Raw genomic sequence first — 13,267 nt, 5'->3', positions numbered from 1 at the left:
GCTAGTGAGAGTGTTTGTGTACGAAATCACGTACTCTAACAGCCAGAAAGCCCCCGTGCTATCGGCTCCCGCGACTTGCTGCGCTCCGGTAGGTGCTTGCGTCGCCGGGGTTCGCCGATAGCACGGCCCCTTTCAGCCCCACCCAGCCTGGATTGACCAACCGCCTACGGTGGGATTGAAAGGGGCGGCTGTCTGAACGACGGCGGACGACGTAAGCACTGGAACGAACGGAGTGAGTGAAGCGCGCAGCGAGTCCCCCGAGTTCAGACAGCCGGGGCTTTCTGGTTCTGTATAGCGGTCACTGCGGGAATCCGTACTACTCCAGAGACGACAATCAGAAAACCAACCGATGCTAGCGGCTTTCGAGTTCGCGTTCGAGGTCCTGCAGGCGGTCGATGCGCTTCTCCGTCGAGGGGTGCGTGCTGGCCAGTCGGCCGATCCACCCGACGTTGATGGGGATGATGAAGAAGGCGTTCATCTCCGCCTGGTCGCGCATATCTTCCTTTGGCACTTTGTCCATCTGGCCGTCGATTTTCATCAGCGCGTTGGCGAGAGCGGCGGGCTTGCCGGTAATCATCGCCCCGCCGCGGTCGGCGGCGTACTCGCGGTAGCGACTGAGCGTCCGGATGAGGAGGAACGAAACGACCCAGACGGCCAGCGAGATGAGGATGGCGACGATGACCGGGACCTGCTGGCCGCCGCGTTCGCGGCCGCCGCTGAACAGCCAGCCCCACCGGACGATGAGGAAGGCAATCGTCGAGAGGAACGACGCGATGGTCATCACCATCACGTCGCGGTTCTTGATGTGGGCCAGTTCGTGGGCGATGACGCCCTCCAGTTCGTCCTGCTCCAGCGTGTCCATGATGCCCGTCGTTACGCAGACGGCCGAACTGCTCTTTGACCGACCGGTGGCGAAGGCGTTGGGCACCCGCGAGTCGGCGACGGCGACTTTCGGCTTCGGGAGGTCGGCCTGCTGGGAGAGGCGGTCAACCATCCGGTGGAGCTCGGGGTACTCCTCCGGTTCGACCGTCCGGGCTCCCATCGAGTACAGGGCGAGCTTGTCGCTGAAAAAGAACTGCGCGCCGAGGAACAGTCCCATGACGACGACGATGAGCGCGAAGTTCTGGAAATATAGCGTGAGCGCTCCGAGGAAGACGATGTACAGGGCGAACAGCAGGAACATCGTCAGGGCCATCCGGCCGCGGAGCCCCCAGTCCGTTTGCCATTCCATACCCGTCGATAGGCGGTCGACACTCTAAAACCTCGCTATTGTGTGAAAGCGCCCCACGGCAGTCGAGCGGCTCCGATAGTCGGAACACACGGCTTAAACGGTTCAGTACAGTATGACAGTGTAATGAGCCGGTCGGGAGAGTTCTGTCCACGCTGCGGCGACGAGATACCGGAGGGCACCGACGAGCGCCCGGAGTTGGCGGGTGCCGGCGGCCAGCGCAACTCCGAGCACGTCCTCTGTGACGCCTGCTACTTCGAGGAGTTCGACCTGGTGGACGCCCCCGACACCATCCAGGTGCGGGTCTGTTCCCGGTGTGGCGCGGTCCACAAGGGGAACCGCTGGGTCGACATCGGGGCAGAGGACTACACCGACATCGCCGTTGAGCAGGTCAGCGAGGCGCTTGGCATCCACGTCGACGCCCAGTCGGTCGCCTGGCAGGTCGCCCCCGAGCAACTCGACAAGAACAACATCCGGATGCACGCGGAGTTCTCCGGCATCATCCGCGGGACGCCGGTCACCGAGGAGGTGACCGTCCCTGTCCGCATCTCCCGGCAGACGTGCGAGCGCTGTGGGAAGATCGCCGGCGGCTCCTTCGCCAGCATCGTCCAGGTGCGGGCCGACGGCCGCGACCCGACCGACGACGAGCGCGAGCGGGCCGAAGAAATCGCCCAGGAGTACATCGCCGCCCGCGAGGAGACCGGCGACCGCAACGCCTTCATCACCGAGACCAAATCCGTCGACGACGGTCTGGACATGAAAATCTCGACCAACCAGATGGGTCTGGGTATCGCCAAGCGCATCACTGCCCAGCTTGGCGGCTCCTACTCGGATTCACGGCGACTCATCTCCGAGGACGAGGACGGGCAGGAGCTGTACCGGATGACCTACGCCGTCCGCCTGCCCCGCTACCGCCAGGGCGAAATCATCGACCCGGAGGACGGCGACGGGCCGGTGCTGGTCCGCTCGGTCCAGGGGAACCTCAAAGGGGTTCGCCTGGCGACCGGCGAGGACTACGAGGCCAGTTTCGAGGAGGGCGAGACGCCCGACGCTCGCCGGCTGGGGTTCCGTGAGGGCGCCCAGACGACCACGCTTGTCGCCGTCGAGGACGACAACGCCGTCCAGGTGCTGGACCCCGAAACCTTCGAGAGCAAGACCGTCCCGCGGCCGACGTACCTCGACACCGACGCCGACGAGGTTCCGGTGCTGAAGAGCCACGCCGGGCTGCACATTCTCCCGAGCGAGGGAGCCAACACGGATACCGATGAGTGACGACGGTGCCGGCCGCGAGCCGAGCGAGGCGGACGACCAGCGTCTGGCCGCCGTCGTCGACAAACTCCGCTCGCAGGCAGCCATCGAATCCCTGCGGGCCGAGGGCGTCTACGACGACACCAGAAGCATCAGCGAGTGGACCGCGGACAGCGTCGCTATTCCGGTGACCCATCCCCCACAGGCGACGCAGTTCCGGGAGATCGTCCGGCAGGTCGGCGAGCGCCGGCTCAAGACCCTCGACGACCACCTCCGAGAGCGTGGCTGGACCGACGAGGAAATCGCCGCTGCGCCGAGTTCCTGGGCCGTGCTGGGCTCCGTCGTGCTGGTCGACATCGGCGACAGCCCCCGACCGGCAGCGGTCGGCGAAGCGCTGCTGGCGCTCCACGGCGAGGCCGAAACGGTGCTGGCCCGTCACGGCATTTCCGGCGAGCACCGCGAACCCAGCGTCGAGGTCATTGCCGGCGACGGCGACACGGAAACGGTCCACACCGAACACGGGACGCGCTACGCGATGGATCTCGCAGAAGTGATGTTCTCGCCCGGCAACAAGGCCGAGCGGGCGCGGATGGGCGATGTGGTCGCGTCAGAGGAACGTGTACTGGACATGTTCGCTGGCATCGGCTACTTCACGCTCCCGATGGCCCGCGCCGGCGCACACGTCACCGCCGTCGAGCGCAATCCCACGGCGTTTCGCTTCCTCGTCGAGAACATCCGACTCAACGAGGTCGACGACCAAGTGCATCCCTATCGGGCCGACTGCCGGGATGTGGTGCCTGGGTTCGCGGATGAACGACGGGCCGACCGGGTCGTGATGGGCTACTACGAGGCCTCCGCGCCGCGCGCGGAGGACAGTCGGGCTCCGCCCGACGCTTCCCACGAGTACCTCGACAGCGCGCTCGACGCGCTCGCACCCGGCGGCGTCCTCCACATGCACGAGGCGACGCCGGATGCGCTCGTCTTCGACCGCCCCATCGAGCGACTGGAGGCGGCCGCTGACGAGGCCGGCCGCGACGTGGAGATTCTTGCCACCCGACGCGTCAAGGAGTACAGCGAGGGCGTCGCCCACGTCGTCGTCGACGCTCGGGTGCAGTAGGGCGTCTTTACGCAGACTGCCAGGTTGGCGGGAGAGAACGAGTAACACACACGAATAGACGGTCGTAACGCCTAATTAGGCGAGTAGTCAAGAGCACAGCATGGACAGACAACAGATTATCGCCATCATACTGGTCGGCCTGATGGTCGGGTCGTCAGTGGTCTACGGGTTAGCCTTCGCCTTCTTCTAGTCCCACACGTCCGACAGCGGATGATTTCCGTCCCCGGACCGCGAGCGCGAGCGGTCGTGCCGGCGTTTCGTCCCCGAACTGAGTCCCGAGAGCGCCTGGTCCGGCGCGAATCGCGGCAAGTCTGGCTGTGAGAGTCGGTCGACCTGCGCGCGGAACCAGTCGGGCATATCGTGGTCGGCGCGCTCGAACAGGTCCAGTAGCGACGAGTCCGCGAGGTAGGTCGCACCGTAGTCGTCGGGCGCGCGGACGACGCGGCCACAGGCCTGGATGACCGTCCGCAGCGCTGTCCGGTAGTACCAGCCCCACTGATCGTCTTCGAGCCGCCGAGCGACGCGGGAATCGCGGGTGTTGGGATAGGGGGCCTTGCACAGCACCTGCCAGCGACAGAGGTCGCCCTCCAGGTCCAGCGCCTCCTCCATCTTCACCGAGAGGAACACGTCGGGGTTGTCGCTACGCTTCCAGGCGGATAATGCCCCATCGCGCCCCTCTTTGTCGTGAGTCCGGACGCGTGCGCCGACGCCGAAATCGTCAAGGAGATCCTTCAGTTGCTCCTGAATAGCGTAGGAGTGGCAGTGGATCAGCCCCTTCTCGTCGGGGTGCTGGGCCATGATGCGCACGATGGTCCGGGCGATGTCTGGCAGTGTATCGTCGCGGTGTTCGTAGGTCATCTTCCCCTGGGCCACGTCGTACAGCGGCCGGTTCTCGACGGGGAAGGTGTGGCCAACTTCCACGAGCGCGACGTTCTCGGGATCGAGGCCGACGTTGGCACAGAATGCCTCCTTGTTGAGGATGGTTGCCGACAGCAGGGCGAAGCGGTTACCCCGGTCCCAGACGGTGTGTTTGAGGTAGCGCTCGGGGTTCATCGGTTTGATCGTCACTGGAGCGTTTTCGCCATCAGCCTGGTCGACGACCCAGGTGGTCGCGCTCTCGGTGTCGGTGTAGTCCTCGCGGAACCAGCCGAGGTCCTGCCGGAGCGTGTTCAACGAGTCCCGTTCGGCCACTTCCTCGCCGGTGAGTTCCGCCTTGTTCCGCAGTTCCTTCACCCGGCGCTCGGCGAGGTGTTCGACGCGTTCGGTGAAGGCGACGGCCTCGTCCAGTCCGTCGATGTCGGGTACGTCGATGTCGTTCCACATCGGAATCGACTGGGGCGAGAGGTCGATGGTGGCGTACATCTCCGCCCACTCGCCCAGGCCGTGAGCCTCGTCGATGACGACCACGTCGCGCTTGCCGAACACGTCGCTGCCGGCGGTCTGCATGAAATACGCCAGCGTCATCGCGGCGATGCGTCGGTTCGAAGCGATAGCGCGGTCAGAGAAGTACGGACAGCGGTGCTTGACCTGGCAGTCGAATTTCCGTTCGCGCACGCACGGGGCCTGGTTCACCGGCGTGTCCGTCTCGCCGGGGAGGATGCAGTCGTAGTTGTTCTTCCCGCGGATGACACAGAGGTCCTCAAGCAGGGCATCCTCGGCCACGTCGTCTAACTGAGAGACCTGCGGCGTGGTGTAGTAAGCGTCGATGACCTGCTCGGGGGCGGCCTCACCGGCGGTCCGGGCACACCCAGCGATGGCCCGGGCCAGCAGGGATTTGCCACTGCCGGTCGGCGCACGGACGAGGACGACATCCTTGCCGCTCTCGAAGGCCGCACGGATATCAGCCAGGGCCTGCTTCTGATTGCCCCGGTAGGACGGGGCCGGGAACTCGTCGGTAATCCGCGCGGGGTACACGCCAGAAGGCAACGGACGAGGCGGCCTAAACCTTTCCTGTCGTCGGGTCAGCGGCGAAGCGATTGCCCGATATGCCTGTCGTGGGTCGTGTGCACATACACGTGGTCGTGGTACTGCGACTCTCGGAATCCTTATACATATACCCCCTGTACGTATATTTGCAATGGCAAACGGTAAGGTTGATTTCTTCAACGACACAGGCGGTTACGGTTTCATCTCGACTGAGGACGCGGACGATGACGTTTTCTTCCACATGGAAGACGTTGGCGGCCCTGACCTCGAAGAAGGCGAGGAGATCGAATTCGACATCGAACAGGCCGACAAAGGCCCCCGCGCGACGAACGTCGTCCGCAACTAAGGCAGATTTCCGGTCGCCTTCGGGCGACCACATCTGACACTTTGTTTTATCAGACTACTCGACAAGCGACAGCGTCCGGTTCGTAATAAGTCAGACACTAACGGTTAGTCGTCACTCGCTGCGGACAGCGCGGCCACGTCCGCCGCCGTCACTTCCTGATCGTCCGGCAACCGGTCGATGCAGTCATAGCAGAGGAAATGTTCAGTGTCGTCGCCGAGTTCGAGCACGATCCCCTCGGTCGGTCTGGACTCCTGGGACCAGATGTTGGCGATGCCGCCGGCTATCGAGACCTTCGTATCGCACCCGTCACAGGCTCTGGAGGCCATTCGGTACCATTTATACACCGTGTATACTTCAAGGTAGTTGGCCCCTTCGAACAGTTCAGTACGATTAACTCTCGACATACTTTTGTCGCCGGATGGGGTCCGTTCAGGTAATGCAAATACTCGTGACAGGGGGTGCCGGGTTCATCGGCGGCCATCTGGCACAGCAGTTCGCCGCCGACAGCCACGATGTCATCGTACTGGACAACCGCGACCCGTTCTACGATCTGGATATCAAGCAACACAACGTCGAGGCTGGGCAGGCGGCCGCCCGGAACAGCGACGGAAGCTACGAGTTCATCGAGGGCGATGTTCGCGATGCGGAACTGGTGACCGATCTCGTCGCCGACGCCGACTACGTCTACCATCAGGCCGCACAGGCCGGCGTCCGCCCGAGTGTCAAGAACCCCCGCAAGTACGACGAGGTCAACGTCGACGGCACGCTGAACCTCCTCGACGCCTGCCGCGACGAGGGCATCGAGCGGTTCGTGATGGCCTCCTCCTCCTCCGTCTACGGTAAGCCACAGTACCTCCCCTACGACGAGCAACACCCCACGACGCCGGTCTCGCCCTACGGCGCGTCGAAGCTCGCCGCCGAGCGCTACGCCTGCGCCTACAGCGAGGTGTACGACCTGCCCGCCGTCGCGTTACGATATTTCACCGTCTACGGGCCGCGGATGCGCCCGAACATGGCCATCTCGAATTTCGTCTCCCGGTGTCACAACGGCGAGCCGCCGGTCATCTACGGGGACGGCACGCAGACGCGTGATTTCACCTATATCGAGGATATCATCGACGCGAACATGACGCTGCTGCACGAGGACGCCGCCGACGGGATGGCGGTGAACATCGGGTCGACGGACAACATCGAGATCAAGACGCTTGCGACAGAGATCCGCGACCAGATCGATCCGGACCTCGACCTGGTCTACGAGGAACGCCACGACGCCGACGCCGAACACACCCACGCCGCGACCGAGCGCGCCGAGGAACTGCTGGGCTACGATCCCGACCACACCATTCGGGAGGGCGTCGCGAAGTTCATCGACTGGTACCGCGACAACCGCGACTGGTACGAACCGCTCGTTCGACAGTCCTGACCGACGACACGAACAGACCGCGGTTTTAACCCCATCCCGTCCTCCAGAACGGGTATGCATGTTCTCGTGACCGGCGCGACGGGGTTCGTCGGGAGCCATCTCGTCCCGGCGCTCCTCGCGGCCGGCCACAGCGTCCGGGCGCTCGTTCGCGACCCGAGCGAGTACGACCCGCCCGACGGCGTCGATATTGCGACGGGGGACCTGCTCGACGCGGGTAGTCTCGACGACGCCTTCGCCGACATTGACGTGGCGTACTACCTCGTCCACTCGATGCGGGCAGGCGACGATTACGCCGAGCGGGACCGGCGCGCGGCGCGGAACTTCCGTCGGGCGGCCGACGACGCCAGCGTCGACCGGGTCGTCTATCTCGGCGGCCTCGGCGAGGAAGACGAGACGCTGTCCGAACACCTCCGGTCGCGCCGGGAGGTCGAGTTCATCCTCAGAGACGGCGAGTACGATCTGACGACGTTCCGAGCGGCCATCATCATCGGCGCGGGGTCGGCAAGTTTCCGGATGATACGCGAGTTGGCGACGCGACTGCCGGTGCTGGTGACGCCGCGCTGGGTCCGGACCGACTGCCATCCCATCGCTATCGACGACGTTATCGCGTATCTGGTCGCTGTACTCGACACGCCGGAGACGGCCGGCGAGACCTACGAAATCGGCGGTCCGGAGGTGCTGACCTACGCGGAGATACTGAAGCGGACGGGGGAGATCATGGGAACCGGGGAGCCGAAAATCGTGCCGATACCGGTGTTGACGCCGCGGCTGTCGGCATACTGTGTCGGTCTGCTAACCGACGTGCCATCGAGCGTCGCCCGGCCGCTCATCCACGGACTGAAAACGCCAGTGGTCGCCGACACCGAAGGAGCCAGAAAACAGTTCGCCATCGATCTAACGCCGTTCGCGGACGCGGTCAGGCTCGCACTCAACGAACCACAGAGTTACGAGGCGGCACAGGCGGCCGCGGTCACGGGTGGTGCAAGCAGATGAGCGGCGATAGCACCCATCCCGAATACGGCGAGACCTGGGTGTACGAGAGCATCATCGGGGCGCTGCCGGGAATCCAGATACCCACGTGGGCGGCGATGGCGATCCAGCTACTCATCTTCGAAGTCGCTATCGTCGGCCTGTCGTGGTACTACAATGTCTGGAGCGCCGCTGTCGCCGGGACGGTCGTCGTGTTCGTCGCCACCATCGGGAGCGCAGAGATGCTCCGTATCAGTACGCTCATCCGCCGGATCGACGTGCCACCGACCTATCGTGCGCTGTTGTTCGCCTCGAACGTCGAGGTCGTACTGTCCGTGCTGGCGTACGTAGCGCTGCTCACCCACCTGTTCGTCTTCGACCCGCAGGTCAGTTCGCTGCCGCTGCTGGACCAACTGTTCGGGTCGGAGCCGCCGGTGCTGGTGGTGTATCTGACGCTGCTTATCCTCTGGGACGTGAGCTACCGCATCGGCACGGGCTGGTGGGCCAGCGTCACGGGCCTGTGGCGGTCGGCGCGCTACCGGTTCGATCCCGAGACGGCACGGGTGTTCATCCGGGCAGACCTGGAGATCTGGGGGTTCGGTGTCCTCCAACTCGTGCTCGTCCCGTTCATTCTCGACCAGCCGGTGCTGCTCGCGGCGCTAGTTGGGCACGTGATCGCCGTTACAGTCGTGACTGCCGTCTCTGTCGGGCTGTTACGCTACCGGTCGAGAGCGGCTCCCGTCAGTCAGAGTTGATCTGCTTAAACTGGTCGAGCAGCTCTTCTGTCGATTCGTCGCCGTCGTAGTCGACACTCCCGTGGTACGTGCTCCGGTCATCGTCTTCCGACAGGTCGACCTCGCTGTTCTTGCGCTCACGGCGTTCGTGTTCGTCGTCGTCGTACGCTCCCATCGACATAGGTTACCACAGTGAACCTTGGCTGTTAGTCCCTATCAATGTAACGGTGGTCTCCGAAACCGCACCACACGGCCAATAGAGCCCCTGAGTGGGTCGAATGAGGGCGCTTGGAGAGGGCGGAACGCCCAAGACCACTGGCCGTTTACACGCACCCGTGGCTGGTCCCTTACGTCTGCGACAGTCGAACGAGCGATGGAGCGAAGATCGGGTCCGGACAGATCTGCTGACGCCGCTACAGAACACGTTCGGTGCGACGATGAACAATCCGTGGTTCGCCCCGCCGGAAGGATGGGCAGCGCGCCGGTTGGAGATGGACAACGGCGACCTCGCGCTGTTTTGCTGGAACGGCCAGCGGGCGTACTGGGTCGGGAACACCGAGACCCCGGAGACGCTGTGGCGGACGGAGAAGTACACCTTCGACGAGGTCCCCGACGACATCAGCGAATGGGTCCAGCGCGAGCTGTTCGCCCAGTTAGAGGTGGAGGACCCGTGGCTCACCGAGTACGAGACGCTGGCTCGCTTTTTCCTGCCCGTGTTTCTCTCGAAGGACGGCCGGGAGTCGACGCGGACGTTCTTCCGGGACCACGCCGGCGGCTTCCCGGACGCCGACCGGGCGGACGGACTGGCGTTTTACGACGACTTCCTGGCGACCGGCGCACTGGACGACTACCGCTACACGATGGCGAGCAAGCTCGGGACCAGCGAGGGATTCGACCTCTCGCGGATGCGGGCGACGATGGGCGAGTTCAACGTCGCCAAACTGCTCGTGGATGCGGGCAACGAGATCAGGCCCGAGGTCGAACTCGATTCCGGCCACTCCGTCGATTTCCGTGTCGGAGACACGCTCGTGGAGGTGACCCGCCCGCGGCCGCCGTCCCGGCGGCAGGTCAACACCGGTATCGCCGCAGTCAAGGCCTCCGGCGACGCGAAGACCCGGGACCAGCTGGCGGCCCACCCCGGAGCAGTTCTCGTGGTCGACTGCAGTTCCTTCCCGGACGACGACTGGCAGCGCGTCTACGGTGAAAAACCGGACGTGGGCTACTCCCCGACCATCGTGTTCCGCGCCCGGCCGGACGGGAGCATGGAAGGGTACGCCTACGGCTCGATCCCGTTCCCGCTCCCGTTTTGACCCGGTAAATCGCGTTATCTTCCCCGAAATTCGGGGCGTAACATATAACGCGCCGGATCGGCAACACTGAGAGAGATAGCCGTGGTAGACGACACAGAGCGATCAGGTGCCAGCGGCGCGGGACAGTCGGTGTCGGAGGTCATGAACCGGCTCGAATCGCTCCGGTCCGAGGAGCAAGACCGCACCGAGAGCGCCGAAGCGGGTGTGTTGCTGGACCAGTTGCAGGAGGTCGAACAGCGCTTGCTGGCCTTCGGCGAGGCCCTCGGCGGCACAGCCGACACCGTGACCGACCTCCCGTTCACTGAGGAAGCCGGGCTAGACCACATGCCAGAACCGCTGTACGTCCGCCACGACACCGAGATGCTGAACCAGATCACCTCGTGGCTGCTTCAGGACCAGCACATCGGGCTAGTGAGTCCCTACGGCACCGGAAAGACGGCGTTCCGCGAGATCGTCCTACGCGATCTCTCGAAACACGAGGGATTCGTCATCACGCATCTGGACAACCCACGGGAGACCACCCCGCGGAAACTGTACCAGACGGTGCTGACCGCCGCCTACGCGGCCGGGTTCTCTATCGACCAGCGAAACTACTCGCAGGTCCGGGACGGGATTCCGTGGGCAACGGCAGAGGCGAAAGACGCCGTCCACGAGATCGTCCGTCGCGTGCGCGATGACGGCAAGACCCTCCTGCTGGTCGTCGACGAAATCGAAGTGCTTGAGGCGGACCTGCTGTCACCGCTGCAGGTGGCCGGCGACGCCGGCGTTCGGCTGTTCCTCACCGGGACGCCGGAGGGGAAGCGCCGCGTGGCGGAGATCCGCGGGACGCTCGACTCCCGATTGCGCTACTACGAAGGCATCGAACCGTTTTCGCCCGACGACGTGGCCGAGTACGCCGCCCGCTCGCTGGCGTATTTCCGGGGCGAACCCTACGAGGGACAGGCCCCGGACCTGTTCACGCGGGCCGCGATTGAAGATATCCACGAGCGGACGGAGGGCAACCCCCGTGAGGTCCGCATCGAGTGTCGCGAACTGTTCACCAGGGCAGCGTTCGTCTGGTACCGGACCGGCCAGGACATCTCCCGCATCCAGATCACGCCGGAACTGCGCCACCGTCGGTTCGGAATGGGGCGCTGAGCGGCCCTGTACGGGTATATAAACCACCCACGTGAGACGGTATCACACTGTCGAGTGTGGCGCGCACTAGGGCAATACACCGGCCGCCACCACAGGTTTTATATAGAATCACATTCAATCATCGTTTGACTATGGCTCAACAGCAGATGGGCAACCAGCCCATGATTGTACTTTCCGAGGAGTCCCAGCGGACATCCGGAAAGGACGCGCAGTCGATGAACATCACGGCCGGGACGGCCGTCGCCGAGGCCGTTCGGACAACACTGGGTCCGAAGGGCATGGACAAGATGCTCGTCGACAACTCGGGCTCGGTCGTCGTCACGAACGACGGCGTCACCATCCTCGATGAGATGGACATCGAGCACCCCGCCGCCAACATGATTGTCGAGGTCGCCCAGACCCAGGAAGACGAAGTGGGCGACGGTACGACCACGGCAGTCGTCATGGCCGGCGAACTCCTCTCGAAGGCCGAGGAACTCCTCGACCAGGACATCCACGCCAGCATCCTGGCCCAGGGGTACCGCCAGGCCGCCGAGAAAGCCAAGGAGATCCTCGAAGACAACGCCATCAACGTCGAACCTGACGACACGGAGACCCTCGAAAAGGTCGCCGCGACCGCGATGACCGGCAAGGGCGCGGAATCCTCCAAGGACATCCTCGCCGAACTCGTCGTCCGTGCCGCCCAGTCCGTCGTCGACGACGACGGTACCGTCGACACCGACAACATCCAGCTCGAAACCGTCGTCGGCGGCGCGACCGACGAATCCGAGCTCGTCGAAGGCGTCATCGTGGACAAGGAGCGCGTCCACGACAACATGCCCTTCGCCGTCGAGGACGCCGATATCGCCCTGCTGGACACCGCCATCGAGGTTCCGGAGACCGAACTCGACACCGAGGTCAACGTCACGGACCCCGACCAGCTCCAGCAGTTCCTCGACCAGGAAGAGAAACAGCTCAAGGAGATGGTCGACAAGCTCAAAGAAGCCGGCGCTGATGTCGTCTTCTGCCAGAAGGGCATCGACGACATGGCCCAGCACTACCTCGCTCAGGAAGGTATTCTCGCTGTTCGCCGCGCCAAGAAGTCCGACATCGAGGCCCTCTCGCGCTCGACCGGCGCACGCATCATCTCGAACATCGACGACATCGAAGCCGACGACCTCGGCTTCGCCGGCTCCGTCGCCCAGAAGGACATCGCCGGCGACGAGCGCATCTTCGTCGAGGATGTCGAGGACGCCCGCGCTGTCACGATGATTCTCCGCGGCGGCACCGAACACGTCGTCGACGAAGTCGAGCGCGCCATCGAGGACTCGCTCGGCGTCGTCGCCGCCACGCTGGAGGACGGCAAGGTCCTGCCCGGCGGCGGTGCCCCCGAGACGCAGCTCGCCCTCGGTCTCCGAGACCACGCCGACTCCGTCGGCGGCCGCGAGCAGCTCGCCGTCGAGGCCTTCGCCGACGCCATCGACGTTATCCCGCGCACCCTCGCCGAGAACGCCGGTCTCGACCCGATCGACTCGCTGGTCGACCTCCGCAGCAAGCACGACGGCGGTGCAGTCACGTCCGGACTGGACGCCTACACCGGTGAGGTCGTCGACATGGAAGAGGACGGCGTCGTCGAGCCGCTCCGTGTCAAGACCCAAGCTGTCGAGAGCGCAACCGAGGCAGCCGTCATGATCCTCCGCATCGACGATGTCATCGCCGCTGGCGACCTGAAGGGTGGCCAGGGCGACGACGACGAGGACGAAGGCGGACCCGGCGGCCCAGGCGGCGCGCCCGGCGGAATGGGCGGCGGCATGGGCGGCATGGGCGGCGGTATGGGCGGCATGATGTAA

The 13,267-nt window shown here is 64.5% G+C and carries 13 protein-coding genes; 9 read left to right on the top strand and 4 right to left on the bottom strand.

Features of this window, described 5'->3' with window-relative positions:
* Window positions 1–352: 352 nt before the first annotated feature.
* Entirely contained in the window at window positions 353–1,231 is an 879-nt protein-coding gene (gene htpX, locus NDI54_RS03485) for a zinc metalloprotease HtpX (protein WP_310895078.1), read from the bottom strand.
* A gap of 123 nt (window positions 1,232–1,354) precedes the next feature.
* On the opposite strand from htpX, the gene NDI54_RS03480 reads away from it, so the two are divergent.
* Window positions 1,355–2,500 (top strand): 60S ribosomal export protein NMD3, encoded by a 1,146-nt coding sequence (locus tag NDI54_RS03480; protein ID WP_310895077.1) that lies wholly within the window; start codon window positions 1,355–1,357, stop codon window positions 2,498–2,500.
* The gene (locus NDI54_RS03475) at window positions 2,493–3,593 is read left to right on the top strand and encodes a class I SAM-dependent methyltransferase (protein WP_310895076.1); all 1,101 of its coding nucleotides are present in this window, start codon (window positions 2,493–2,495) and stop codon (window positions 3,591–3,593) included. Before NDI54_RS03480 ends, NDI54_RS03475 begins: the two co-directional genes overlap by 8 nt.
* Before the next feature lie 186 nt (window positions 3,594–3,779).
* On the opposite strand, the gene NDI54_RS03470 is transcribed toward NDI54_RS03475, so the two are convergent.
* Window positions 3,780–5,507 (bottom strand): ATP-dependent DNA helicase, encoded by a 1,728-nt coding sequence (locus NDI54_RS03470; protein WP_310895075.1) that lies wholly within the window; start codon window positions 5,505–5,507, stop codon window positions 3,780–3,782.
* Window positions 5,508–5,670: 163 nt separating this feature from the next.
* Here NDI54_RS03470 and NDI54_RS03465 point away from each other — a divergent pair, with 163 nt between their 5' ends.
* Complete coding sequence (locus NDI54_RS03465) at window positions 5,671–5,865, top strand: cold-shock protein (RefSeq protein WP_004516469.1); 195 nt, start codon at window positions 5,671–5,673, stop codon at window positions 5,863–5,865.
* A 104-nt stretch (window positions 5,866–5,969) separates the two neighbouring features.
* On the opposite strand, the gene NDI54_RS03460 is transcribed toward NDI54_RS03465, so the two are convergent.
* Entirely contained in the window at window positions 5,970–6,191 is a 222-nt protein-coding gene (locus NDI54_RS03460) for a DUF7561 family protein (RefSeq protein ID WP_310895074.1), read from the bottom strand.
* A gap of 110 nt (window positions 6,192–6,301) precedes the next feature.
* Between NDI54_RS03460 and NDI54_RS03455 the strand changes: the two genes are divergently transcribed.
* Genes NDI54_RS03455 through NDI54_RS03445 form a run of 3 tightly spaced genes read left to right on the top strand, consistent with a single transcriptional unit; the run spans window position 6,302 to window position 9,012 of the window.
* Window positions 6,302–7,288, top strand: coding sequence for an NAD-dependent epimerase/dehydratase family protein (locus NDI54_RS03455; protein WP_310895073.1), 987 nt, complete (start codon window positions 6,302–6,304; stop codon window positions 7,286–7,288).
* Window positions 7,289–7,342: 54 nt separating this feature from the next.
* The gene (locus NDI54_RS03450) at window positions 7,343–8,281 is read left to right on the top strand and encodes an NAD(P)H-binding protein (protein WP_310895072.1); all 939 of its coding nucleotides are present in this window, start codon (window positions 7,343–7,345) and stop codon (window positions 8,279–8,281) included.
* Window positions 8,278–9,012: a DUF7530 family protein gene (locus tag NDI54_RS03445; protein WP_310895071.1), complete on the top strand. Its 735-nt coding sequence runs from the start codon at window positions 8,278–8,280 to the stop codon at window positions 9,010–9,012. The genes NDI54_RS03450 and NDI54_RS03445 overlap by 4 nt, the downstream gene beginning before the upstream one ends.
* Here NDI54_RS03445 and NDI54_RS03440 read toward each other — a convergent pair.
* Window positions 8,999–9,172 (bottom strand): DUF5786 family protein, encoded by a 174-nt coding sequence (locus tag NDI54_RS03440; RefSeq protein ID WP_004516474.1) that lies wholly within the window; start codon window positions 9,170–9,172, stop codon window positions 8,999–9,001. The genes NDI54_RS03445 and NDI54_RS03440 overlap by 14 nt on opposite strands.
* 154 nt (window positions 9,173–9,326) lie before the next feature.
* Between NDI54_RS03440 and NDI54_RS03435 the strand changes: the two genes are divergently transcribed.
* The 3 genes from NDI54_RS03435 to thsA all read left to right on the top strand — a co-directional run bounded on the left by NDI54_RS03435 (window position 9,327) and on the right by thsA (window position 13,267).
* A complete protein-coding gene (locus tag NDI54_RS03435; protein ID WP_310895070.1) occupies window positions 9,327–10,301 on the top strand; it encodes a DUF5784 family protein in 975 nt (324 codons plus the stop codon).
* Window positions 10,302–10,442: 141 nt separating this feature from the next.
* Window positions 10,443–11,438, top strand: a complete 996-nt coding sequence (locus tag NDI54_RS03430; RefSeq protein WP_310895149.1) for an AAA family ATPase — start codon at window positions 10,443–10,445, stop codon at window positions 11,436–11,438.
* Window positions 11,439–11,584: 146 nt separating this feature from the next.
* Window positions 11,585–13,267: a thermosome subunit alpha gene (thsA, locus tag NDI54_RS03425; protein ID WP_310895148.1), complete on the top strand. Its 1,683-nt coding sequence runs from the start codon at window positions 11,585–11,587 to the stop codon at window positions 13,265–13,267.

It is taken from the genome of Haloarcula terrestris (assembly GCF_031624315.1).
Classification (GTDB): Archaea; Halobacteriota; Halobacteria; order Halobacteriales; family Haloarculaceae; genus Haloarcula; species Haloarcula terrestris.
Note: the sequence above shows the minus strand (reverse complement) of the source record. Positions and strands in the feature narration are given on the sequence as shown.